The 24,890-nt window shown below is 71.3% G+C and carries 20 protein-coding genes; 11 read left to right on the forward strand and 9 right to left on the reverse strand.

The window, feature by feature from the left end; genetic code table 11:
• Positions 1-4: 4 nt before the first annotated feature.
• The 8 genes from KF837_29515 to greA form a co-directional block, all read right to left on the reverse strand.
• Positions 5-1,084 (reverse strand): glycosyltransferase, encoded by a 1,080-nt coding sequence (locus KF837_29515; protein MBX3231499.1) that lies wholly within the window; start codon positions 1,082-1,084, stop codon positions 5-7.
• A complete protein-coding gene (locus tag KF837_29520; GenBank protein MBX3231500.1) occupies positions 1,081-2,025 on the reverse strand; it encodes a glycosyltransferase family 2 protein in 945 nt (314 codons plus the stop codon). The genes KF837_29515 and KF837_29520 overlap by 4 nt, the downstream gene beginning before the upstream one ends.
• A complete protein-coding gene (locus KF837_29525) occupies positions 2,022-3,140 on the reverse strand; it encodes a glycosyltransferase (protein MBX3231501.1) in 1,119 nt (372 codons plus the stop codon). The genes KF837_29520 and KF837_29525 overlap by 4 nt, the downstream gene beginning before the upstream one ends.
• Complete coding sequence (locus KF837_29530) at positions 3,137-4,492, reverse strand: PQQ-binding-like beta-propeller repeat protein (GenBank protein ID MBX3231502.1); 1,356 nt, start codon at positions 4,490-4,492, stop codon at positions 3,137-3,139. Before KF837_29530 ends, KF837_29525 begins: the two co-directional genes overlap by 4 nt.
• A complete protein-coding gene (locus KF837_29535) occupies positions 4,489-5,769 on the reverse strand; it encodes a hypothetical protein (protein MBX3231503.1) in 1,281 nt (426 codons plus the stop codon). Before KF837_29535 ends, KF837_29530 begins: the two co-directional genes overlap by 4 nt.
• 33 nt (positions 5,770-5,802) lie before the next feature.
• Complete coding sequence (locus KF837_29540) at positions 5,803-8,712, reverse strand: sulfatase-like hydrolase/transferase (protein MBX3231504.1); 2,910 nt, start codon at positions 8,710-8,712, stop codon at positions 5,803-5,805.
• Between the two features lie 243 nt (positions 8,713-8,955).
• On the reverse strand, positions 8,956-10,929 hold the full coding sequence (locus tag KF837_29545) for a DEAD/DEAH box helicase (protein MBX3231505.1): 1,974 nt from the start codon (positions 10,927-10,929) through the stop codon (positions 8,956-8,958).
• A gap of 111 nt (positions 10,930-11,040) precedes the next feature.
• Positions 11,041-11,520: a transcription elongation factor GreA gene (greA, locus tag KF837_29550; protein MBX3231506.1), complete on the reverse strand. Its 480-nt coding sequence runs from the start codon at positions 11,518-11,520 to the stop codon at positions 11,041-11,043.
• Positions 11,521-11,575: 55 nt separating this feature from the next.
• On the opposite strand from greA, the gene KF837_29555 reads away from it, so the two are divergent.
• The 3 genes from KF837_29555 to KF837_29565 are packed head-to-tail and all read left to right on the forward strand — an operon-like array spanning position 11,576 to position 14,024.
• Entirely contained in the window at positions 11,576-11,869 is a 294-nt protein-coding gene (locus KF837_29555; protein MBX3231507.1) for a hypothetical protein, read from the forward strand.
• 17 nt (positions 11,870-11,886) lie between these two features.
• Positions 11,887-12,726, forward strand: coding sequence for a tetratricopeptide repeat protein (locus KF837_29560; GenBank protein ID MBX3231508.1), 840 nt, complete (start codon positions 11,887-11,889; stop codon positions 12,724-12,726).
• Positions 12,723-14,024 carry a serine protease gene (locus KF837_29565; GenBank protein ID MBX3231509.1) on the forward strand — a complete coding sequence of 434 codons (1,302 nt, stop codon included), beginning with the start codon at positions 12,723-12,725 and terminating at the stop codon, positions 14,022-14,024. The genes KF837_29560 and KF837_29565 overlap by 4 nt, the downstream gene beginning before the upstream one ends.
• Here the strand turns inward: KF837_29565 and KF837_29570 are convergent.
• Complete coding sequence (locus tag KF837_29570) at positions 14,013-14,591, reverse strand: Uma2 family endonuclease (protein MBX3231510.1); 579 nt, start codon at positions 14,589-14,591, stop codon at positions 14,013-14,015. The two genes, KF837_29565 and KF837_29570, sit on opposite strands and share 12 nt — an antisense overlap.
• 85 nt (positions 14,592-14,676) lie before the next feature.
• Between KF837_29570 and KF837_29575 the strand changes: the two genes are divergently transcribed.
• The 8 genes from KF837_29575 (at position 14,677) to KF837_29610 (ending at position 24,796) form a co-directional block, all read left to right on the forward strand.
• A complete protein-coding gene (locus KF837_29575) occupies positions 14,677-16,512 on the forward strand; it encodes a sigma-54-dependent Fis family transcriptional regulator (GenBank protein ID MBX3231511.1) in 1,836 nt (611 codons plus the stop codon).
• A gap of 43 nt (positions 16,513-16,555) precedes the next feature.
• Entirely contained in the window at positions 16,556-17,647 is a 1,092-nt protein-coding gene (locus KF837_29580; protein ID MBX3231512.1) for a hypothetical protein, read from the forward strand.
• Between the two features lie 122 nt (positions 17,648-17,769).
• Complete coding sequence (locus KF837_29585) at positions 17,770-19,203, forward strand: serine/threonine protein kinase (protein MBX3231513.1); 1,434 nt, start codon at positions 17,770-17,772, stop codon at positions 19,201-19,203.
• Positions 19,204-19,341: 138 nt separating this feature from the next.
• On the forward strand, positions 19,342-20,187 hold the full coding sequence (locus KF837_29590) for a hypothetical protein (protein MBX3231514.1): 846 nt from the start codon (positions 19,342-19,344) through the stop codon (positions 20,185-20,187).
• A 43-nt stretch (positions 20,188-20,230) separates the two neighbouring features.
• Positions 20,231-22,393 (forward strand): serine/threonine protein kinase, encoded by a 2,163-nt coding sequence (locus tag KF837_29595; protein ID MBX3231515.1) that lies wholly within the window; start codon positions 20,231-20,233, stop codon positions 22,391-22,393.
• A 35-nt stretch (positions 22,394-22,428) separates the two neighbouring features.
• Entirely contained in the window at positions 22,429-23,976 is a 1,548-nt protein-coding gene (guaA, locus tag KF837_29600; GenBank protein ID MBX3231516.1) for a glutamine-hydrolyzing GMP synthase, read from the forward strand.
• A 224-nt stretch (positions 23,977-24,200) separates the two neighbouring features.
• Positions 24,201-24,491 carry a hypothetical protein gene (locus KF837_29605; protein ID MBX3231517.1) on the forward strand — a complete coding sequence of 97 codons (291 nt, stop codon included), beginning with the start codon at positions 24,201-24,203 and terminating at the stop codon, positions 24,489-24,491.
• 137 nt (positions 24,492-24,628) lie between these two features.
• Positions 24,629-24,796, forward strand: coding sequence for a hypothetical protein (locus KF837_29610; protein ID MBX3231518.1), 168 nt, complete (start codon positions 24,629-24,631; stop codon positions 24,794-24,796).
• Positions 24,797-24,890 lie beyond the last annotated feature (94 nt).

Genomic DNA, 24,890 nt, shown 5'->3' on the forward strand with positions numbered 1-24,890 from the left:
AGAGTCACAACGACGCGAACAAGCGCCGATACGCCGCCGCCTGGGCCTCGAAGGTGAACCGCTCGCGGATCATCTCGCGGCCCGCCGCGCCCATCGCGACCCTCCGCGGCTCGTCCGCGAGCACCGACGTGAGCGCCCGCGCGAGCGCGCCGGGATCGCCCGGCGGAACGAGCATGCCCGTCACCCCGTCGACCACCGCCTCTGGCGTTCCGCCGACGGCGGTCGCCACCACCGGCACACCGGCGGCCGCCGCCTCGAGGACCACGCTCGGCAGCCCCTCCGTGAACGACGAGAGCGCGAGCACGTCGAGCCCCGACACGAGTCGATCGAGGTCGTCGCGGAACCCTGCGAACACCACGCGGCTGCCGAGGCCGAGCTCCGCCGCTCGCCGCTCGAGCGACGCGCGCAGCGGGCCGTCGCCGAAGACGGCGAAGCCCACCTCCGCGTCCGGCACCCGCGCCGCCGCCTCGAGCAGGACCCCGAACCCCTTCTCCGGGCTCAGCCTGCCCGCCGCCCCGACGACCCGCCGCGGTCGCACCGAGAACAACGCGCGGACATCGACCGCGGCCGCCTCGAACCGCTCAATCTGCACCGCGTTCCGGATCGCCGTCACCCGCCGCACGCCGACCGCGCGCACCTTCCTCGCCTGCCCCTCCGACACGCAGACGACGTGGTCCATCGCGTGGAGCGAGACCTTGTCGAGCGCGTCGTTCAGGCGGACCTTCCAGGTCGCCCCCGTCCACCCGTGCGAGACCGCGACGACCGGCACGCCCGCGCGACGCGCCGCGCGCCCGCCGAGGAGGTCCGGCTTGTAGCCGTGGCACAAGAGCACCTTCGCTCCGAGCCTCCGCAGGTAACCGGCGACCTCGCGGATCGACGCGAGGTACTCCGGCGCGTTGTACGCGAGCGCGTGGGCCTCGAACCCGAGCTCGCGCGCGCGATCGAGGAACGGTCGCGCGAGCCCGCGCTCCGCGTAGGAGAGGAACACCGTTCGATGCGTGTCGCGCAGCGCCGCCGCGAGCCCCAACATCTGTCGCTCGGGTCCGCCGACGAACGGCGAGGCCGCGAGGTGCACGATCGTCATGCCGCGAGCAAGGAGCCGGCTCGATGCGCCGCGCCGAGCGAGGGACCGAGCGGGCTCGCGCAGACGCGCGCCGCCCAGTAGCGCATCGCCCAGAGCGGGCGCGGGCGGAAGCGATCGAGCAACGCGCGCCCCTCGCGCCAGCTCCCCCAGTACGCGAGCACGCACGCCGTCTTCGCCGCCCTCACCTCGAGGACGCGCGCGAGCAGATCGCGGAGGTGGAGCGGGCAGGCCTCGCGGAGCTCCGCCGGCTCCGTGAGCATCGGCTCGACCGCGCGCGGACCGCGCGTCGCGAGCGCGGATGCGTCGCGGTGATAACGCGCGAGCGGCTCGAGGTTCACGAGCACGGCGTGGCTCAACATGACCTTCAGGAAGAGGAACGAGTCTTCGCCGTAGAGGCAGCGCTCCTGATCGTAGAACCCGCCCGCGCGACGGAGCACGTCCGTGCGGGCGAGGGTCGTGCACGGGCTCAGGTACGCGAGCTGATGCACCGCGCGCATGACCGGCGTCGACGGCGTCGCGCGGAACACGCCGTCGCGAAGGCCGCGCCGCCGCCAGAGCGACTCGGTCGAGCGCCCCGACGGATGCTCGAAGTACCCCGACGACACCGCCGCGACGTCGGACGCCGCCGCGTCGAGGAGCGCGACCGAGCGCGCGAGGAACTCGGGCAGCCACTCGTCGTCGGCGTCGAGGAACGCGATGTACTCGCCGCGCGCCTCCGCGAGGCCTCGGTTCCGCGCGGCGCCCGGGCCCTCGTTCCCCTGCACGACGAGCCGCACGCGCGGCATCTCGAGCGCCGCGACGATCTCCGCGCCGCCGTCGGTCGAGCCGTCGTCGACGACGATCACCTCGTAGTCGCCATAAGTCTGCGCCGCGATCGACGCGAGCGTGCGCTGCACGTACGGCGCCTTGTTGTAGAGCGGTACGACGACGCTGACCTTCACGCGCGCTCACCTCTCGCAGCGGCGGCATACAGGCGGCGGTACCGGTCGACCATCGCAGCTTCCGAAAACACGTTCCGTGCCCGCTCCCGCGCCGCCGATCCCATGGATCGACGGCGGCTCGGATCACCCGCGAGCGCCTCGATCATCCCGGCGATCGCCGCGTCGTCGCCCGCGGGCGCGAGGAGCCCGGAAACACCGTCGAGGACGACCTCCGGCACGCCGCCGACGCGCGTGGCGACGACGGGGATCCCGGCCGCCATCGGCTCCAGGAGCGCGAGGGGGATCCCTTCGCTCACGCTGGTCAACAACCCCAGATCGCTCGCCGCCACCAGGCGCGGAACGTCCCGCCGGGTCCCGAGCACGCGCACGACGTCGCCGATCCGCAGCCGCGCGATCGTCGCTTCGACGCCGGAGCGCGCCGGCCCGTCGCCGGCGAGGAGGAGCTTCACTCCTTCCCGCGCCCGCGCCGCTCGCGCGATCGCCCGCAGCGCCGTCGCGTGGTCCTTGATCGGATCGAGCCGCGCCGCCATGAGCACGACGAAATCGTCGGGACCGAGCCCGAGCTCACGCCGCACCTCGTCACGGCTCGCGACGTCGAACGCCGGCGCGTCGACGCCGTTGAACACGACCTCGACCCGCGCCGGCGCGAAGCCTTCGACGTCGATGAGCGCGCGCCGCGCCGCTTCGCCGACGCCGACCACGCGATCGTGCCGCCGCAGCAGCGCGCGGTTCGCCGGCGGATGCGCGGGCCGCCGCGGATCCGGGTGCAGCCGCCCATGCTCCGTGAACACGATCGGCGGCGATCGCCACGGCAGGCGCGCGAGCGCCGAATAGAAGAACGGTCCATACTGATGCGCGTGCACGACGTCGATCCGCTCCGCGCGAACGAGCGACCTGAGGCGCGCGACGACGCGCAGATCGACCCCCGCGCGCTTGCCGAGCACGTGGACCGCGAACCCCTCCGCGCGCAGCTCGGGCGCGAGCTCGCCCTCGTCCGCGAGGCACACGAAGACGAAGCGATGCGAGCCCGCGAGGCGCCGCGAGATCCGTCCCGCGAGGATCTCCGCGCCGCCCCGATCGAGGCTCAAGAGGACCTGGCAAACCGCGAGCTTCAATCCTCGCGACCGAGGAGCATCCCACCCGTCACGCGGCGCTCGACCTCGTGCGGGCCGCCGCGCTTCATGCGCGCGACCGGGAGCGGCGGGCTCACGCCGATGCCGAGGAGCGTCCCCGCGTTCGACACGACGTAGGCGCGCCCCTGATACGCCGACGGCGTCTGCGAGAAGCCGCTCCCGAGATCGAGGCCGTCGATGACCTTGCCGTTGCGCGGCGAGATCAAGAAGAGCCCGTAGCGCGACGTACCGACGAGGAGCGCGCCCGCGAGCGCGGTCGGCGCGGTGACGCCGCCCTCCGGCACCTTGTTCCGCCAGAGCACGTGGCCGGTGTACGGATCGATCCCCATCAGACCGGAGCTCGCGCTCGACGCGACGAGCATCTTCTTCGCCGGCGCGGTCGGCCCGCCGCGATCGGGGCCGTGCTCGTTCGGCGCGTGCGCCGGCTCCGCGTAGAGCATGAGGTCCGTGACGCCGACCGCCTTGTCGTTCGACCACACCCGCGCGCCCGAGCTCGCGTCGAGCGCGTAGATGCCGCCCGCGTAGCTCGACACGTAGACGACGTGACCGTTCGGATGCGCGTCGACGACCGGCGTCGTGTCGACGTCGAGGTAGCGCGGCGCGTCTCCGCCCCCCGCCGCCTCCGCCTCGGCGGAGAGATCGATCGGCGTCCATTTCTCCGCCCCGTCGCGCGCGTCGTACGCGCTCACTTGCCCGGCCGAGTACGCCATGTACACGAGGCCGGTCGCGGGATCGTACGCCGGCCCCGCGTGGCCGCTGATCTCCATGCCGAGCGCGGGCGTCTGCCGGGCGTGCCACTTCGGCGTGCCCTTCCGGCGATCGACGCCGAAGAGGTAGTCGGAGGCGTTCGCGAACGCGATGATCTCCCCCGCGCGCACGGGCTTGCGCGAGACCTCGGCGCCGCTGTCGTAGCGGAACACGAGCGTCCCCGTCGCCGCCTGCACGCAGTAGAGCGCGCCGTCGTTCGACCCGAAGTAGAGGAGGTCGAGCTCCGGATCGTAGAGCGGCTCGCTCTGCACGAGGCCGGCCGTCTCGAAGCGCCAGATCGTGCTGCCGTCCCCCGCTCGCAGCGCGTACATGCCGTGATCGGAGCTGCCGACGAAGACGCGCTCGTGCGCGGCGTCGATCTCCGGCCGACCCCGCTCCCAGTCTTCGTCGTTGGAGCGGCCCTCGATCGTGAGCTGCCGGTGCATGAACACCTGCATCGAGGCGCTCGGCCGGTTGTACCAGGACGGCACCTCGGGGTTGACCCGATCGCCGGCGAAGAGCTCGCCGAGGCCGCAGCCGGAGCCCGCGAGCGTCAGCGCGATGACCGCCGGACGCGCGAAGCTCAATGCTGCCCTTGCCCCGCTTGTTCCATCAACTTCTTGAGCTGCTCGGGCGAGAAGCCGTGACCGCCGCCCATGCTCGGCGCCCTCGCCTTCGGCGCCGCGCTCGGGTCGATCTCGCGGAGGCGGTCCATCGCGATGTCCTTGAGGTACGGGTACGTCGTCGGCTGCGGGAGCCCCGGCGCGATCGGGTCCTCGCTCTTGTCGAGGCGTTCCTTCAGGCTGAGGAGGAGCTCCTTCGCCTTCGTCTTGTCGCCCTTCGCCATGAGCACGCGCGCCTGGTGGTACATCGCGGGCTCCTTGAAGCCCTTCACCTCGGCGTTCTCGAGCTCCTTGAACGCGGCGAGCGCGGCGTCGAGGTGCTTGTCCTTCTCCGCCGGCGTCTGCAGTGCCTTGAGCTCGTAGGCGAAGCCGACGCCTTCGAGCGCGCGGCCCTTCACCTCGACGTCGGCCGCGGCGAGCGCGGTGCCCTTCACGTCGTTGAAGGCGGCGAGCGCGTTGTCCGCCTCCTTCTTGTCGAGGAGGAGCGAGCCCTCCGCGAGGCGCGCGAGGATCGCGGCGCCGGTGCCGGGGAACTTCGAGCCGACCTCGCGGTAGTGCGTGAGCGCGGCGGCGCGGCGGTCGTCGTACGTCTTGTAGTACGTCTCGTGATGCTCTTCCTCGTCGTCGTCCTTCTTCGGCTCGCCGATGCGGGCGCGCTGGACCTCGATCGCCTTCGTGAGCACGACCGAAGCCTCGGTCTCGCGCTTGTCCTGGTAGTAGAGGAAGCCGGCGATCCCGAGGAGGGCGACGGTCAGGAGCGCGCCGAACACCTGGACGGCCTTCTGGTTCTTCTTCGCCCAGTCGGAGAGCTTCGCGGTGCGCTCGATGAGCGGGTCCGCGTCGGCGGCGAGGGCGACGGGGCGCTTCGGCTCCGCGCGCGTGCCGATCTTCGCGAGCTTCTTCGAGGCGGCGGCCTCGAGGCCCGTCTTCTTCCCCTTCTTCTTCGCGGCGCGCCGCTCGGCGAGCTTCCGCTCCTCTTCGCGCGCGAGCGCCTCCGCCTCGTCGTCGGCGCCGAGCGCCGCGACACGACGCGCGATCGCGGCGGGGTTGGCCACGTCGTCGTCCTCTTCTTCTGCCGCGTCGGCCGACTCCGCCGCCTCGGAGGCCTTGGCCTCGTCCGCTTTCTCCGCTTTTTCCGCGGCGATGCGGTCCTCGCTGCGCTTGGCAGCCTCGGAGTCGAGGGCGTCGATGTTCTTCTCGACCTCGGCGATGTCGTCTTCCGTGCGTTTCTCGTCGCTCACGCGCGGGACCTTAGCCTCAGGCTCGCCGCGGCGTCAAAGCCCGCCTGCATCCCAGGCCTTCGGCGCCGGCGGCGGGATCTCCTCGCTCCGCGGGACGAGCCACGCCGCCGCGCCCGCGCCGGCGACCTGGACCTCGCCGGCGGGGAGCGTCCCGAGCTCGAGCATCCACAGCCCCTTCGCCACCTCGGAGGGCGCGGCGGGCATGACGCCGTCGACCTGCGGACGCGGCTCCGCGGTCGCGATCATGAGGAGCCGCGCCGGCCCCGCCTTCGCGAGCCTGAGCTTCCCGCTCCCGCCCTCGGTCCCGCCTCGCTCCGGCGCGAGCAGCTTCGCCTCGCGCGCGATCGGGAGCGCCTCGACCATCGGCTCCGGCACGCCGGCGAACCGCTCGAGCGGCGCGAGGAGCTCCGTCTTCGCCCCGACCGCGAGGAGCGCCCGCGCCTCGAGCGGCCGCAGATGCACGTAGCGCTCGCTCGCGAACAAGAGGAGGAGCGGCTCCTTCGCGCGCGGATCGCCGATCGCGCCGAGCGTCTCGACGAGGTAGGGCCGGAGCCGCAGGTCCTCGAGCGAGCGCACGAGCGCGGGCACGGCCGCCTTCGAGCGGAGCGTCGCGAACACCGCGAGCAGCGCGCGCGCCTCGTCGATCTCGCCCGGCGTCTTCGTGTCCGGCGTGAACGCGTCGGCCCACCGCGCGACGAGGTCCCCTTCCCCGCGCGCGTCGCCGTGCTCGCCGAGCGTGAGCGCGGCCGCGACCCGCTCCTCCGAGCCCGGCGCCGACGACGCGAAGAGCTCCTCCACCGCGCTCCTCGCGCCCTCCTCGCCGATGCGCGCGAGCGCGAGCGCGGCCCAGCGCCGGACCTCGGGGTCGGCGTCCTGCGCGGCGGAGCGCCGGAGCTGCGTGACCAGGAGCGGCGCCTTGAGCCGGAACGCGCAGCGCGCGGCGAGGCGGCGGATGTCGACGCGCACGTCGTCGAGGAGCGGCGCGACGTCCTCCGCCGCGTCGAGGTCGCCCTGCAAGCCGCGGCGGAGCGCGTCCGGCAGCGTGCTCGCCTCGACGCGCCCGGTCTCGCGCTCGATCGCGGCGGTGAGCTTCTTCAGCTCCGCGACGCGCGCGGGCCGGCTCGTATCGGGGTGCTTCTGCGCCGGGTCCTTCGCGACGTCGAAGAGCGTGCAGGACGCGATCTTCCGCGCGCAGACGAGGCGATCGGACCCGCGCGCGACGAGGGTGTAGTCGTCGGTCTCCGCGAACGCGAGCCCCTCGTCCCCCGCCGGCGCCGTGCCCGCGATCGCGGGCCCGAGGTCGCGACCGCGGAGCCGCGGCGGGATCGGCACGTCGAGCGCGGCGAGGGTGGTCGGTAGGAGGTCGATCGTCTGGACCGGAGCCGGCACGACGCGCGGCGCGAGCCCCGGCACCGCGACGACGAGCGGCACGCGCACCTGCTCCTCGTACACGGTGGTGCCGTGGTAGCGCCCGCCGTGATCGCCGTGCTCCTCGCCGTGGTCCGCGCTCACGATGAACACGGGCTGGTCGCCGCCGCGCTCGGCGAAGACGACCTCGAGCTCGCCGACGAGGGCGTCCGCGGCCGCGATCTCGCTGTCGTACGCGTCGAACTTGGGATCGCCCGAGAACGGATGCTCCGGATGCATCACGTACGGCTCGTGCGGCTCGAAGAGGTGGACCCAGACGAAGACCGGTCTGTCCTTCGGCGTCGCGGCGAGGTACGCGCGGACTTGCTCGGCGCGGAGGGCGGGCCCGGCGAACTCCTCCTTGTGGTACTCGAAGCCGAGGTGCGTGTCGCGCATCCGCCGGAAGCGATGCTCGTCGATGAAGAACACCGCCGGCGGGTAGAACCCGCCCGTGCGGTAGCCGTAGCGCTGGAGCTGGACGGGCCAGGTCTCGTCGTCGGCCGCGTCCTCCCCGCGGAGCGCCACGAGCGCTTTCATATATTTCCCCGTCATCATCGAAGCTATCGAATACGACGTATGCGGGGTGGGGCAATACGCGCGCTCGAAGCGGACGCCGCGCGCCGCGATCGCGTCGATGTGCGGCGTCGTCTTGCGCGGATACCCGTAGGCCGAGACGTGGTCGGCGCGGAGGGCGTCGATCGTGACGAGGACGATGTCGCGCCCCCGGAACGAGAGCGCGTGCGAGCCGCCGTTGCTCTTGAGGCTCGTGAGCGTGCTCGTCGCGACCTCGTCGTCCTCGATCGGCGGCGGCGGCGCGATCCGCGACGCGACGACGACGGCGGGCCCGTGGATCGGCGCGCGCTCGAGGAGGATGCGGCGGAGGTTGTCCTGCGTCGCGAGGCGCGCCGCCGCATACGGCGTCCACGCGGCGGAGAGCAGCGCGAGCGCGAGCGCGCCGTACGCGACGTTGCGCCCCGCGCGGCTCCCCCGCAGCGGCAGGAGCAACCCGCTCGTCGCGACGAGCACGACCCCGAGCAGCGCGAGGTGGAACGCGGGATAGAGGCGCGGAAACGCGAACACGTCCGCGAGCCACGCGCCGAGCCCGACGAAGATCCCGAGCAACGCGATCTGCCCGCGCCGCAGCGGCGCGACCTTGCGCGCGACGACCCAACCGGCGCCGCCCCCGAGCGCCGCGACGACGAGCACGAAGGGCGCGCGCATCGCGAGCGACGCCATGAGCCGCCCCGTCGACACCCCGATCCCCACCGCGACGCCGGAGATCGCGCCGAGCCCCGCGACCAGCGCCGGCCGCGGATCGCGCGCGACGACGGCGATCCCCGCCGCGATCGGGAGCGAGCACGCGAGCGCGATCGGCGAGAGGTAGAGGCGCGCGGCCCCCATCTCGCTCGAGTTCGCGAACTCGGCGCGGTACCCGAGCCCGATCGCGAGGTTCTCGAACACGAGCACCACCACGTACGCCGCGAGCACGAGCCCCACGTCGGCAGCAAACCCGAGCGCACGCGATGCCGGCTTCACGTCGCCGCGCACTATACTCGCCAGCGCGCTCCCCGCCCCCCTCGCCATCGCCGTCATCTTTTTCATGACCCGCACGACGTCCTCTCGCGCTTCGACCTGATCGCGTGGGGCGCTGGCGGGCCTTCCCACCTACGACGTCTCATCGCAAGCCCGCCCCCTCGCCGCTCCCCCGGCTCCCACCCGGCTTCGCGCAACACCGCGCCTCGCCCCACCCTCGTCGCGACCGCGCGCGCGGCGCGCGGCTTACCCCGCCTCTTCGCGGACGGCGAGCGCGCGGCGGAGCTTGGCGACGATGGAGCCGAGGACGCGGTGCTCCGGCGCGGCGAGCTTCTTGTCGGCGGCGCGGATCGCGCGGGCGTCGGACTCCACGCGTTCGAGCCACGGCCACGGGTCGGCGGGGTCGAGGTAGACGAGCTCCTCTTCCTCACCGTGCTGCCGCGTGCCGCCGAGGTCGCCGGAGCCGCGGAGCTCGAGGTCCGCCTTCGCGACCTCCTCGCCCGACGAGAGCGCCGCGAGCCGCTCGAGACGCGCGCGCGCGAGGCCCTCGAGCGGCTCCTCGTGGAGCAGCACGCACGCGCCGGCGATGCTCCCGCGTCCGACGCGGCCGCGGAGCTGATGGAGCTGCGCGAGCCCGAACTGCTGTGCGTCCTCGATGACGATCAGCGTCGCCTCCGGCACGTCGACGCCGACCTCGATCACGGTCGTCCCCACCAGGAGCGGCGTCTCTCCGTCGCGGAACGCCTGCATCGCGGCGCGCTTCTCCGCCGGCTTCATGCGGCCGTGGATGACGCCGACCCCCTTCACCGCCAGCTTCAGCGCGAGCGCCCGCGCCTCGAGCGAGGCGAGCTCGTCGGTATCCTCGTCCTCCCCCGTATCCTCGATCCGCGGGACGACCCAGAAGACCCGCTCGCCGCGGAGCGTCGTCTCCTCCACGAGCCGCACCACCGCGGCCTCCGCGGACCGCGGCGCGAGCGCGGTCGCGACCGGCGGCCGCCCCGCGGGCCGCTCCCGCAGCGTCGTCGTCGCGAGCTCCCCCCGCAGCGCGAGCGCGAAGGTGCGCGGGATCGGCGTCGCGCTCAGCGTGAGCAGGTGCGGCCGCGTCCGCTCCCGCGCGCCCTTGTGCACGAGCGCGAGGCGCTGCCCGACGCCGAGCCGCTGCTGCTCGTCGACGACGACGAGCGCCAGGTCCGGCAGCGCGACCCCGGCGCCGAGGAGCGCGTGCGTCCCGATCGCGACCGCCGCCTCCCGCCGCGCGAGCGCGCGCTCCCCTTCCCTCCGCTCGGTCGCGCCCGCCGAGACGAGCACCGCGCGCGCGCCGGTCGCGGCCTCGAGCGGGCGCACCGCCGCCATGTACTGCTCCGCGAGCACCGTCGTCGGCGCGAGGATCGCCGCCTGCTTGCCCGCCTTCACCGCCTGCGCGACGGCCGCGAGCGCGACCGCGGTCTTCCCCGTCCCCACGTCGCCGAGGAGGAGGCGCCGCATCGGCCGGTCCGACGCGAGGTCCGCCGCCACCGTCGCGATCGCCTCCCGCTGATCCTTCGTGAACGCGAACCCGAGCGCGCGCTCGAGCTTCTTCACCGTCGCCGCCGCCGGCGGCAGCGCGGGCGCCCGCTTCCCCGCGAGCCCCTCCTCCGCGTCGAGCCGCTCCCACGCCTTCGTGAACGCCTCCGCCCACGCGAGCCGCTCGACGAACGCGCGCCGGTCTGCGTCCGCCGGCGCGTCGCCGCCGAGCGCGTGCATCCGGCGGAGCACCTCCTCCGCCGGCGGCATCCCCTCGCGCGCGGCGATCGCGGCCGGCAGCGGATCCGCGTCGACCGTCGCCGCCGTCGCGATCGCCTTCCGCAAGATCGCGCCCTTCGGCCCGAGCCGCGGGTAACGCGGCCGCACGACGCGCGTCTCCGGCGCGTCGGGGAACAGGTCCGGGTGCGCGGTCCGCGGCGGCTTCTTCGAGGGCGGCGGCTCGACGACGACCTTGCCGACGACGATCAGCTTCGCCCCCGGCTTCGCGACCGCGAGGACGCCGTGCGCGGTGAAGAACCAGAACGCGTGCAATTTGCACGTTTCGTCGCCTCCGTCGCGGAGCACCACGCGGACGCCGCGGCGGCGGCCGAGCGGCATCATCGACGCGCTCACGACGACGGCGGCGAAGACGTGCCGCCCCGGCGCCGCGATCGCCTCGCGGAGCGACGCCGGTGCGCGGAGGTCGTCCCAGCCCACCGGCGCGGTCCAGGCGAGGTCCGCGACGGTGCGGACGCCGACCTCGGCGAGCCCCTTCTTCGCGGTCGGCCCCAGCCCCGCGATCGCGTCGACCGGGTCGAGCGGGTCCAGCTACTTGAACTCGACTTCGAGGATCTCGTAGGTGCGCTCGCCGTTGGGCGTGCGGATCTTCACCTCGTCGCCGACCTCCTTGCCGAGGAGCGACTTCGCGATCGGCGCGGTGACGGCGATGGATCCCTGACTGATGTCGGCCTCGTCCGCGCCGAGGATGCGGTACGTGACCTCCTCGTCCGTCGCGGTGTTGAGGAGCTTCACCGTCGCGCCGAAGGCGACCTTGTCGCCGGACAGCTTCGTCGGATCGATGATCTCGGCGCGCGCGAGCTTGTCCTCGAGCTCCTTGATCCGACCTTCGTTGAAGCCGCCTTTTTCGCGAGCAGCGTGATATTCGGCGTTTTCGCTCAGGTCGCCATGTGCGCGCGCCTCGGCGATCATCTGGCTGATCTGCGGCCGGTCGACGGTCTTGCGCCGATGGAGCTCGTCGCGAAGCTTCTGGGCGCCCTCGGGGGTGATGGGGTTCTTCTCGACCGGCATGGCCGAAGCTTTTACTCCACTCTCGCGCTCGCGGGGAGTGTGCTACGTCCGGGCCGTGCCGATCGTCGGCGATCGCCCCGAGTCAGGAGTCCGCATCGCGATCGAACGCGACGCGTCGAAGGACGATCCGCCCTGGATCTACGCGGGCGCGGCGCATCTGCCCGACGGCAGCCATCCTCTGACCGTCACCGTCGACGCGGCGGGAGACGTCGCGGTGTCGATCGGCCCGGACGCGCCGCCCGAGCTCGGCGAGAAGGTGCGGCTCATCGTCCGGACCGCCTACCGCCAGGCCAAAGCCGACGGCGAGGCCCCCGCCTGGCGGATCGTCCGCTGGCGCGGCGAGAAGTAGTGCTAAACGGTTCCGCGATGTTCCGGCCGCTCCGCGTCGTCCTCGTCGCCCTCGCCCCCGCGTTCGTGGGCGGCGTCGCCGGCTGCGAGACGCCGGAGGCGCGCACGTCGCTGAGCTACACCGCGGACGCGCAGCGCGCGTACAACGAGGCGCTCAAGGAGCTGCAGGACCACAACTACATCGAGAGCCAGGCGCTCTTCCGCGAGGTGAAGCGGAAGTACCACTACTCGAAGTACGCGAAGCTCGCCGAGCTCCGCATCGCCGACGCCGACTTCGAGCAGGAGAAGTTCGCGGAGGCGATCCGCGGCTATCGCCAGTTCGTCCACGACCACCGCTCCGACCCGGAGGAGGTCGCGTACGCGCGCTCGAAGATCGCGGAGGCGCAGTACAAGCAGATCAACGAGTCGTTCCTGCTCCCGAGCGCGGACGAGCGCGATCAGGCGATCATCCTCGACGCCTTCAAGGAGCTGAAGGGCTACGTCCACGACTACCCCTCCGCGCCCGAGACGGCGAAGATCAGAGAGCTCCTCGCCGAGGTGACGGGGCGCCTCATGCGCCACGAGCTCTACGTCGCGCGCTTCTACCTCAACCGCGACAACTTCCAGGCCGCCGTCTACCGCGTGCAGTACGCGATGCGGAACTTCGCGTCGGGCCCGTCGCTCCGCGATCCCGGCGAGGCGATCGACTCCGGCCTCGAGGCGGAGGCGCTGCTCCTCCTCGGCGAGGTCTACCTCAAGATGAAGAAGTACCCGGAGGCGCGCGAGCAGTTCGACATGATCCTCCGCGACTATCCGAAGAGCCCGCTCACGGTGCAAGCGCAGAACTACATCGCGTACATGCGCGAGCGCGGCGTGTGAGCCTGCGGGCCGCGGCCTTCGCGCTCGGTCTCTTCGCGAGCGGCCTCTTCACGAGCGGCGCCGCCTCCGCGCAAGACGAGCCGCCGCAGGTGGAGCTCCCCGCGAACCCGCCGCCTCCGACTCCGCCTCCGACTCCGCCGAAGCCCCGCCACCCCGCGCCCATCCCCATTCCACGCGCGGTGGAGGGCGAGCGCGCGCCGCCGTGCGAGCAGGCCTTCATCGAGCACGTCTACAAGGCGACGAAGCCGAGCGTCGTGCGCATCACGCGGCCGGACGGCGCGCTCGGCACCGGCTTCGTCTATCACTCGCGCCGGCACGTCGCGACCGCGCTCCACGTCGTCGACCTCGGGCGCGAGCTGAAGGTCGAGTTCCCGAACGGCAAGCAGGTGAAGGCGGAGGTCGTCGCGGTCGACGATCGCCACGACCTCGCGCTCCTCGAGCTCGCGGAGGCGACCGACGCGCCGCCGCTCGTCCCGCGCTACAGCGTCACGATCGGCTCGCCGATCCTCGCGATCGGGAACCCGTACGGCGACGTCGCGCGCTACGTCGACGAGCTCGAGGGCCTCCTCAACTTCAGCGTCTCGCAGGGCATCGTGAGCGCGAAGAGCGACGCGTTCATCCAGACCGACGCGGTCCTCTCCCCCGGCAACTCCGGCGGCCCGATGCTGACCTGCGACGGCCGCGTCGTCGGCGTCGCGGACAAGCTCCTCGAGTCGCGGATCGGCTTCGGCGTGCCGGTGACGCACCTGCAGAAGCTCGTCCCGCACGCCCGCGAGTCGACGTACCGCGGCCGCTGGATCCCGCGCGACGCCGCGCTCGGCCTCGCGGTGCTCGTCGACGCGAATTCGTACATCGGCTTCTACCTCGGCGGCAGCGTCGTCGGCTACGACCGCATCGCGCTCACGACCCGCCTCGGCCTCGCCTTCGCCGGGAAGGGCGACGTCTCCGACGTCCCGGGCCCCGTCACCGATCGCTCGATCCGCCGCATCTTCGGCGAGCTCACGATCGGCTACCGCATGCTTTTCCTTCCTTACGCGTTTCCAACCTATTTCACGCTCGCCGGCGGCGTCTTCGGCACCTTCGACCGCGGCGAGCAGACGCGCCTCACCCTCGCGACGACGCCGGAGGGCGCGCCTGCGCTGGCCTCGCAGACGATCGACATCCGCGGCGGCGGCGTCAAACCGCTCGCGACCGCGGTGCTCCACCTCGCCACCCTCGAGCTCTCCTACGGCTTCGCCCTCGACGTGCTGCGACCGAAGTTCTCGACGCACCAGGTGCTGGTGGGCCTATCGTTCTGAGAGCGCCGGCAGATCGGCGAAGAGGCGATCGACGTCGATGCTCGCGCCGGAGCGGAGGCGAAGCGTGCCGGTGGTCACGAGCTGCTGCGCCCATCCGCTCGCACCGCGCGTCCAGACCGCGAGCTCCTGCCGCTTGTGCGAGACGATGACGTACTCCTCGAGCGTCGGGATCTGCAGGTAGTCCTCGAGCTTCACGCCGCGGTCCTTCTTCTCGGTCGACTTGCTCGTCACTTCGACGAGGAGAGATGGATTCACGCGCGTTTCGGAGGCTTGGGGATGGACCGCTCCGCTGCAGTACACGGCCAGGTCGGGATAGTACGCGACCCATCCCTTTTGCGTCGTGTCGACGGCCAGCATCTGATCGGAGCGCTCGAGGAGACAGGGGCCGTCACCGAGCGAGGGACGGATCGCGTCGTGAACGCGCCCGCAAAGAACGTTGTGCCGGAGCGACGCACCCGCCATCGCGACGATCTCGCCGTCGATCAGCTCATGCTTCTTTTCAGCCTCGAGCTCGTAGCGAAGGTACGCCTCGAAGTCGACGCTCCAGTGCGACGGGTTGGCGACCATGTCGAGAAGATACCACGCGCTCCGTTGGTGCTAGGTTGCACGGGATGATCGAGATCGAGCCGGCCTCCATGAAGAGCTCCGGTCGATGCGCGTGCTGCGGCAAGACGAAGCGCACGGCGTGGGGGTTCGTCTACGAAGACGGCGGACCGCGCGCTTGTTACTTCGTCGAGTGGACGGAGGGCCACGCCGAGCGCACCGCGCGCTTCGACGTCGTGCTCGGCCGCTGGTCCGACGACACGACCGAGGCCGATCGCGACGCGGTCTCGCTCGAGTACCGCGCGCGCGCGAGCGGCCCGCGCTTCGCGCTCGCCGACGCGGCCGGCCGGCCCGCGGCGGAGGTGGGGCGCGCGACGAAGAAGGACGACGTGACCGGGACGAAGCTCGCGGAGGAGGCGCTCGCCCTCGCGACCGCGATCCTCGCGTCCGACACGCGCTTCAAGGAGCTCCAGTGAAAGAGCCCGCGGCCGAGGGCGCGCCGAGCGCGAAGACGATCCTCGTCGTCGACGACGAGAAGAACATCCGCCGCACGCTGCAGCTCGTGCTCGAGGGCGAGGGCTACAAGGTCGTGGGGGCGGAGACGGCGGAGCAGGCGCTCGAGATCCTCGCCTCCCCCACCCAGCCGGTCGACCTCGCGATCTTCGACGTGAAGCTCCCGCAGATGAGCGGGCTCGAGGCGCTCGAGCGCGTCCGCCGCGAGGAGGCGACGCGTGACCTCCCCATCGTCGTCATCAGCGGCCACGCGACCGTGAACGACGCGGTCCACGCGATCAAGCTCGGCGCGAGCGACTTCTTCGAGAAGCCGCTCGTCCGCGAGCGCGTGCTCGTGAGCGTGAAGAACGTCCTCGACGCGGCGCAGACGAAGCGCGCGCTCGAGACGATCTCGCGCGAGCAGCTCGCGAAGTACGAGATGATCGGCAAGAGCGCGCCGGTCCAGCGCCTCTTCCACGAGATCGAGAAGGTCGCGCCGACGCGCGCCTCGGTCCTCATCACCGGCGAGAGCGGCACCGGCAAGGAGCTCATCGCGCGCGCGATCCATCGCCTCTCGCCGCGCACCGACTCGCCGTTCATCAAGGTGAACTGCGCCGCGATCCCGCGCGAGCTCATCGAGAGCGAGCTCTTCGGCCACGAGAGGGGCGCCTTCACCGGCGCGCAGTCGAAGCGGCGCGGCTTCTTCGAGCAGGCCCACGGCGGCACGCTCTTCCTCGACGAGATCGGCGACATGGACCTCGTCGCGCAGGCGAAGGTCCTCCGCGCGCTCCAGTCCGGCGAGATCTCGCGCGTCGGGAGCGAGCACGTCATCCACGTCGACGTCCGCGTCCTCGCCGCGACGAACAAGGACCTCGCGAAGGGCGTCGAGAGCGGCAACTTCCGCGAGGACCTGTTCTTCCGCCTCAACGTGTTCCCGCTCCGGAGCCCGAGCCTGCGCGAGCGGGTCGAGGACATCCCGCTCCTCGCCCTCGCCTTCATGCAGGGCTTCGCGAAGGAGAACGGCACGAAGCCGAAGCCGATGGACGACGCCGTCATCAACGCCCTCGTCGCGCGCCGCTGGCCCGGCAACGTGCGCGAGCTCAAGAACGTCGTCGAGCGCATGGCCATCCTCAGCGGCGACCGCGTCACGATCGCGGACCTCCCCGAGGACCCGCACGAGTCCCCCTTCGGCGAAGACACCTCGACCCCGGAGGAGCCCGCCACGCACGAGGACGAGCCGGACGACGCCACGGAGTCCACCGCGCGCCCGCCGGTCCCCGGCCAGTACCTGACCCTCCGCGAGTACCGCGAGCAGACCGAGCGCAAGTACATCGTCGACACCCTGAAGCTCACCGGCTGGAACATCTCCCGCACCGCGGTGGTCCTCGGCGTCGAGCGCACGAACCTCCACAAGAAGATCCGCGGCTACCAGATCAAGCGCGGCGAGGGTTGAGTTGCCAGAGTCCGCTTCGCCGCGAGAACAACCCCGCAGGGTCGTGCTCGAGTCCTCGGGGCGAAACAACCCGCTCGACGACGACTTCTTTGCGACGATCGACAGCGATGCGAAGGCATATCTGCTCGGCTGGATCGCGAGCGACGGCTCGATCCACAAGAACGGGTCGATCTCGATCTACATCCATCAGAAGGACGCCTACGTCCTGGAGCAGCTACGCGACGCCGTGTGCCCAGCGCTGCCGATTCGGCCCAAGAAGGGCACTCTCCTGCGTGGCCTCTCGTTCTCGTCCAAGGCGATCGTTCGAGATGTGTGTCGGTGGCTCGGCATCACCCCCGGAAAGAAGGATGCCGTCGTCCGCTTTCCGGCGCTCCCCACCGACGCTCTCAAGTGGGCCTTCGTCCGCGGCTTCTTCGACGGCGACGGCTCTGTCTCCTCGCCCCGAGCGGGGAAGAAGAACGGAACGCCGTACCCGCGATGCACGATCGCCAGCACGTCCGAGAAGCTCCTCGAAGCGATCGAGACGTTCTGCGCGATTCCATGTCATCGCGGTCGCCGGCACATCGAGTGGGCCGGCAACAACGCGCTGGACTTCATGGCGCGCATCTACGAGGGAGCACCGACCGCGCTCGTTCGCAAGCGGAGTCTCTACGAGGACTGGGCGGCCTGGGTGCCGAGCTTGAGTGGGACCGGCGACCATGGACGCGAGCTCTCGTTCCGCTGGGTGAAGTGCCTCGACCAGGCTCGCGCTCCAACGAAGGCGCATGCCTCCGACTCCGGCTATGACCTGATGCTCCTCGAAGCGGGGCACCGCGTCGGCAAGGTCCAGTTCTTTCGGACGGGCGTGAAGATTCAGCCGTCCTACGGGTGGTACTTCGACCTCGTGCCTCGAAGCTCGATCTCGAAGACGGGCTACATGCTCGCCAACAGCATCGGCGTCATCGACCGGACCTACGTCGGTGAGGTCCTCGTCCCCCTCATCAAGGTCGACGAAAACGCGCGCGACCTCGAGCTGCCCGCACGCATCGTTCAAATCGTTCCGCGGCCGATTGTCCACGCCGCGTTCATCGAGGTCCCGTCCCTCGAAGAGAGCACGCGCGGAAGCGGTGGCTTCGGCTCGACGGGCGTGCGCTGAGAACCGACCACGACGCAGCTTCGCGCGGAGATGACCACACCACGCTCCCGTCGCGTACAAATCCGCGCCATTCTGCGTGGACGATTGCGTCCTGCGTGTGCGTCTCGGGTTAGTCTCCATTCGTGCACGGCGTTGCCGACGCTCAGATGACCCCGCGCGCGGTGGGTCGTTACGTGCTCTACGGAGAGCTCGCGTCCGGCGGTATGGCCACCGTCCACTTCGGACGGCTGAGCGGGCCGGTCGGGTTCTCGCGCACGGTCGCGATCAAGCGGCTGCACCCGCACTTCGCGAAGGACCCCGAGTTCGTCACGATGTTCCTCGACGAGGCGCGCCTCTGCGGGCGCATCCGTCACCCCAACGTCGTGCCGACGCTCGACGTCGTCACGGTGGATGGCGAGATCTTCATCGTCATGGAGTACGTCGCCGGCGAGGCGCTCTCCAAGCTCCTCCGCACCGCCGCGCAGAAGAACGTCCTCATGCCGCCGAAGGTGGCGGCCACGATCATGTCCTCCGTCCTCCACGGCCTCCACGCCGCGCACCAGACGAAGGACGAGCACGGCCGCGAGCTCGGCATCGTGCACCGTGACGTCTCCCCGCAGAACGTGCTCGTCGGCGCGGACGGCACCGCGCGCGTCCTCGACTTCGGCGTCGCCAAGGCGGCGGGCCGACTCCAGACCACGCGCGACGGGCAGGTCAAAGGCAAGATCGCGTACATGCCGCCGGAGCAGCTCTCCGGCGCGCCGGTGAACAAGCAAGTCGACATCTACGCCGCCGGCGTCGTGCTCTGGGAGATGCTCACCGGTCGCCGCCTCTTCGACGGCGAGACCGAGGCGATCGTCCTCGCGCGCGCGCTCGAAGGCACCGTCGATCCGCCGAGCTCCCACAACGCGTTCCTCGAGCCCGCGATCGACGGCATCGTCCTCCGCGGCCTCGCGCGCGATCCGGAGATGCGTTACGCGACCGCGCGCGAGATGGCGCTCGCGATCGAGCAGACGATCGGCCTCGCCTCGCCCTCCGAGGTCGGCGAGTGGGTCGAGATGGTCTCCGGCGACGAGCTCGCGCGCCGCGCGCAGACGATCAGCGCGATCGAGGTCGCCGCGCTCAACGCCGCCAACGAGCCGCCGAAGATCAGCCTCTCGAAGCAGCCCCTCTCCGAGCCGCACTCGCAGGTCTCGAGCATCTCGGTCTCGCGTCCGGCGGTGAGCATGGCGCCGCCGAAGCGCACCTCGCCGAAGCTCATCGTCGCGGCCTTCGCCCTGCTCGCGTCGATCGGCGGAACGCTCGGCACGATCGCGATGAAGAACGTGCTCGCGGGTCCACATCGCGGCGAGGTCAATCAGCTCGCGAGCGAGCCGAAGCGCACGATCGTGTTCCTCTCTCCGCCGGAGAAGGCGGCGCGCGAGACGCCCGCGCCGCCGGCCGCGCCCGTCGTCACGTTCAAGCCGCCGCCCGTCATCACGAAGCCGCCGCCGAAGCCGCCGGCGAAGAGCTGCGATCCCCCCTACAGCGTCGATGGGAACGGCCATCGGGTGTACAACAAACCGTGGTGCTACTGACGCGTCGCTGATGCTCGCTCGCCTCAGTCGCCCGAGCATCACGTAAGTTTTCCGGTCCGATCGAGACCTATACGCTGTAGCCTCCGACGCTGGAGGCTGGACTCGATGAGGCAACGTACGTGCTGGACGCTGGCTGCCGTGACGACGGTGATCACCACCTTCGCCACCGAAGCGATCGCGTTCGCGGCATCCGATGCCGAGCAATGCGCGGCCGCCGCCGGTCAAGCACAGGAGCTGAAGGACGAAGCCAAGTACCGCCGCGCGCGCGAGCAGCTCCTCATCTGCGCGCGCGACGTGTGTCCGGGACCAATCAAGAGCGACTGCGGTCGCTGGCTCACCGAGGTCGATCGCGATGCGCCGACGGTGGTGCTCGGCGCGCGCGACGCGAAGGGCGACCTCACCGACGTGAAGGTCTCGATGGACGGCGTCACCGTCCAGGAGAAGCTCGACGGCAAGCCGATCCTCGTCGACGCCGGCGAGCACACCTTCACGTTCGAGTCGAAGGACGGCTCGGTGAAGGAAGAGAAGGTGCTCCTCCGTGCCGCGGAGAAGGCGCGTCCGATCATCGTCACCTTCTCGAGCGGCGGCCCGCAGCCTCCGCCGGAGCCTCCGCCCGACCCCACCGGCGGCGGCTCGCTCGTGTTGCCGATCATCCTCGCCGGCGTCGCGGTCGTGGGCCTCGGCACGTTCGCGTTCATGGGCCTCACCGGCAAGGGCGAGGTCGACGACCTCGAGAAGTCGAACTGCAAGCCGAACTGCGACAGCGACAAGGTCGACAGCGCGCGGACGAAGCTCATCATCGCGGACATCGGTCTCGTCGGCGGCCTCATCGCCGGTGGCGTGGCCACCTACCTCTTCCTCACGCGCCCGAAGGCGCCCGAGGTGAAGACCGCCGCCAAGAACGAGTCCTTCCTCGGCCGGATGCGGCTCGATGGAGGGATTGTCGCGGGCGGTGCGATGGCCGGACTTTCCGCGAAGTTCTGAGCGCTCGTTCGCGTCCGCCAGCTCTATAATCGCCTCGAACGTCTTGGGTCGAGGCGCCGCCGCAAAGCAAGGAAAGCGCAAGGGGGACTTCCTCGCCGGGAAGTACCTCCTCGAGGACTGCCTCGGCGTCGGCGGCATGGGCGAGGTCTACCGCGCGACGAACGTGTCGCTCGGCCGCAAGGTCGCGATCAAGGTCCTCGCCGCCGAGTACGCGAACATCGACGACGACGTGAACCGCTTCCTCCGCGAGGCGCGGGCGGCGGCGGCGGTCACCCACGCGAACGTGGTCGACGTGTTCGACGTCTCGCGCGACGACGACGGGACCCCCTTCATCGTGCAAGAGCTCCTCGACGGCGAGGACCTCGAGAAGTACCTGAAGGCGCGCGGCGGCACGCTCTCGGCGGAGGAGACGCTCGAGATCATGATCCCGGTCGCGGACGCGGTCGCCGCCGCGCACGCGCGGAAGGTGGTGCATCGTGACCTGAAGCCCGCGAACATCTTCCTCGCGAAGTCGGGGACGAAGATCACGCCCAAGGTCCTCGACTTCGGTGCCTGCCTCTTCCCCACCATCGCGGAGCGCTCCGCGAAAGAGGCGCGCATGCTCATCGGCACGCCGCACTACATGGCGCCGGAGCAGATCATCAGCAAGGCGGAGGTCGACGCGCGATCGGACGTCTGGGCGCTCGGCGTCATCCTCTACGAGATGATGGTCGGCGAGACGCCGTTCGAGGCCGCGACCGCCGGCGCCGTCCTCGAGAAGGTGAAGACCACGCCGGTGCCGCCGCTCCGCCAGCGCGCGCGAAACGCCCCCGCCGAGGTCGAGCAAGTGATTGCAAAATGCACGGAGCGCGATCGCGAGCGGCGCTACGCCGACGGCGCCGCGGTGCGCGCCGCGCTCGAGGCCGCGCGGAAGAAGCTCCGCGGCGACCCCTCCTCCACGCGCATGGCCACGCTCGACGCGCCCGTCGCCGCCGCCGCCGCGCCGCCGCCGCCGCTGCGCGCGGCCCCGCGCATCCCGTCCCTCGACGCGCCGGGCATCCCGCGCGCCGCTCCGAAGTCGAAGCTCGACTCGCTCGACATCCCCTTCCCCGCCGACGCCGGACCGGCGAAGCGGCCGCTCATGACGCTGAGCTCCCCCGGCAGCGAGCCGCCGGCGCGCGCGAAGCTCGACTCGCTCGACATCCCGCTCCCGGGCGAGGTGCCGATGCCGGCCTCCGCCGAGCGCCCCATCGCCGCGAGCCGCGATCCCTCGGGCCTCCGGAGCATGCCCGACCCCTCCGGCGTCCGCTCGATCGGCGTCGAAGACCCCGCCGCGCTGGATCTCCACGCCCTCGACCTCGAACCGCCCAGCCCGCTCGCCCCGCTCGCCCCGCTCGCCCCGCTCGATCGCGAGGAGGCGCGAGGAGCGGGACCGTCGTCACTCCCGCCGATCCTCTTCGGCGCCGCGCCGGCGGTGTCGATCCCCGGGCCCGCCGGGGTCCCGCGCGAAGACCTCACCTCGTCGCGCTCGCGCCCGAAGACGCCGGCGCTCTCGTCGGGCGGCGAGATGCGCCCCGTCGGTCCGCCCGCGGTGCGCGCGCAGGACTTCGTGAAGGAACGAGTCGCCCCGCCGGTCGAGTGGCGGCTCACCGACACCCTCAAGCTCGGCGCTCGCGTCGCGGTCCCGGCCGTCTTCGTGTTCCTCGCCGCGGGCCTGGTCCCGCCGCTGAGCCAGCCGGTCGGCCACGCGCTGCGCGGCGACTCCCCGCTCGCGAGCGGCATCTTCACCGTCGTCTCGCTCATCGTCGCGGCGGGCCTCTGCGCGCGCGCCGCGATGATCGAGCGCACGCGCCTCGCCTGGACCGCCGCGGCGGCGGGCGTGTTGTTCGGCATCGCGATGATCATCACGACGTTCTCGGCGAGCGAGGTCTCCGTCCTCGACGCGCCCGCCTCGACCGCGAACCTCGCGACGTTCGTCTGCCCGCTCGCCCCGCTCGTCCTCGCCTTCGACTGGCTCACGAAGGCTCGCGACGCGTGGCACGATCCCTACTCGAAGGCCGAGGCGACGCGCGGCGCGCTCCTCGCGTCGCTCTTCCTCTTCCTCACGCTCGCGTTCAGCCCGGTCGGCGCGGTGCGCGCCCCGCCGCGTCCGCTCCACGCGATCAAGGCGATGCTCGCGCATACGCCCCCGCCGGCGCCGCAGCAACCTCCGCCGCAAGCCCCGTAGTCGCGCCTCGGAGCGCGTGGTAGGTCCGCGTCATCATGGCGAAGGATCTGGTCCTCATCCTCGACTTCGGCTCGCAGACGACGCAGCTCATCGCGCGCCGCGTCCGCGAGCAGAAGGTCTACTGCGAGATCCATCCCTGCACGCTGACGTTCGAGCAGGTCCGCGCGATGGAGCCGCGCGCGCTGATCCTCTCGGGCGGCCCCGCGAGCGTCTACGAAGACGGCGCGCCCACGGTCGACAAGCGGGTCTTCGAGCTCGGCGTCCCGGTCCTCGCGATCTGCTACGGCATGCAGCTCATGGCGCACCTCCTCGGCGGGAAGGTGGAGAAGGCCGCCAAGCGCGAGTTCGGCCTCGCGCAGCTCGCGATCGCGGACACGAGCGGCCTCTTCCACCGCTTCAAGAAGGGCGAGTCGATCGAGGTCTGGATGAGCCACGGCGACCGCGTCGACGCGATGCCGGCGGGGTTCACCACCATCGGCGAGTCGGGCAACACCCCGTTCTGCGCCGTCGCCGATCCATCCAAGAAGTTCTACGGCGTGCAGTTCCATCCCGAGGTGGTGCACACGCCGCGCGGCACGGACATGATCGCCTCGTTCCTCTTCGAGGTCGCCGGGCTCCATCCGACCTGGACGCCGGGCTCCTTCACCGACGAGGCCGTCGCGGCGGTGAAGGCGAAGGTCGCGCCCGACGAGCACGCGATCTGCGGCCTCTCCGGCGGCGTCGACTCCTCCGTCGCGGCGGTGCTCTGCCACAAGGCGCTCGGCGCGCGGCTCACCTGCATCTTCGTGGACAACGGCCTCCTCCGCCAGGGCGAGTACGAGCAGGTCGTCTCCACCTTCCGCGAGACCTTCCAGCTCAACCTGGTCCCGGTCGACGCGAGCGAGAAGTTCCTCTCCGCGCTGAAGGGCGTCACCGACCCGGAGCAAAAGCGAAAAATCATCGGTAAAGTCTTCATCGATGTCTTCGATGAAGAAGCGGCCAAAGTGAAAAACGCCGCCCACCTCGTCCAGGGCACGCTCTACCCCGACGTCATCGAGTCGGTCTCGTTCAAGGGCCCGAGCGCGGTCATCAAGAGCCACCACAACGTCGGCGGCCTGCCCGAGCACATGAAGCTGAAGCTCATCGAGCCTCTGCGCGAGCTCTTCAAGGACGAGGTCCGCGCCTGCGGCGAGGCGCTCGGGATGCCGCGCGACATCCTCTGGCGCCAGCCTTTCCCGGGGCCGGGCCTCGCGATCCGCTGTCTCGGTGAGGTGACGCCGGAGCGCCTCGCGGTCCTCCGCGCGGCGGACCACATCGTGACGGAGGAGATCCGCGCGGCGGGCCTCTACGACAAGATCTGGCAGAGCTTCTGCGCGCTCCTCCCCGTGCGGAGCGTCGGCGTGATGGGCGACCACCGCACCTACGAGGAGACGTGCGCCATCCGCGCGGTCACGAGCGTCGACGGCATGACCGCCGACTGGGCGGCGATCCCGTACGAAGTCCTCGGCCGCATGTCGAACCGCATCATCAACGAGGTCCGCGGCATCAACCGCGTCGTCTACGACATCTCCTCGAAGCCCCCCGCCACGATCGAATGGGAGTGACGCGCCTCCCCCACCCGGGCGGGGCCGCGGCCGCAGCTTCCACCGATCCCCTTCGTCCACCGCCGGGCGGGGTCGAAACGCACATGGCGACGCGAGGTTCATTTTATGGCCCGCACGACGTCGTCTCGTGTTTCGGCGTGATCGCGTGGGGCGCTGGTGGGCCTTCTCACCTACGGCGTCCTCTCCTCGCCGCCGGCGCCTTCGCTGCGCGGCTCGTCTCTCTCGTGCTCTTGCTCGCGCTCGTGCTCTCCGTCGCGTCGTGCGGGCCGGCGAAGGAGGTCCGGCGCGTCTCGCTCCGCATGACGGGCTCGCCGTCGCAGGCCTCGGTCACGATCGACGACATCTTCGTCGGCCGCCTCGAGACCGTCGCCGCCCGCGGCGTCGCCCTCCCGCTCGGCCCACACCACGTGACGGTCGAAGCCGCCGGCTTCTTCCCCAACGACCAGGTCATCGAAGCGACCGAAGCCGCCTCCCCGATCCGCCTCGACGTCCACCTCATCCCAATCCCCGACTGACCCATCGTCGACCTCACGGCCACACGCGGCCGCCGCCGAATCAGTCGCGAGGCCGCGGGCGGCCGACGTCGCGCGTGATGGGGCTGAATCGGCGTGGTCGTGCGACGCCGCGCTTGCATCCCCGGCGGAATTTCGGCATGTTCCGCGCCGATATGGCGAATCGCGCGATTTGGGGCATGAGGAAGCGTCACGAGTGGCTGGCTACGCCGCTCAAGAAGAAGCGTGTGAAGCGGGCGACCCGCGTTCGTTGCGGTCTGCAGGACGCGCTCGACCGCAAGTCCGACAAGAGCGAGCCCCAGGCCTGAGCCCCCACCTCCGACCGCCAAGCGCCGAACGCCCCACGCGTTCCGGCGCTTGCACCGTTTTGTGCGCTCGCCGCCTTCGCAACGTCGGCGCGCC

This window comes from Labilithrix sp. (assembly GCA_019637155.1).
Classification (GTDB): Bacteria; Myxococcota_A; Polyangia; order Polyangiales; family Polyangiaceae; genus Labilithrix.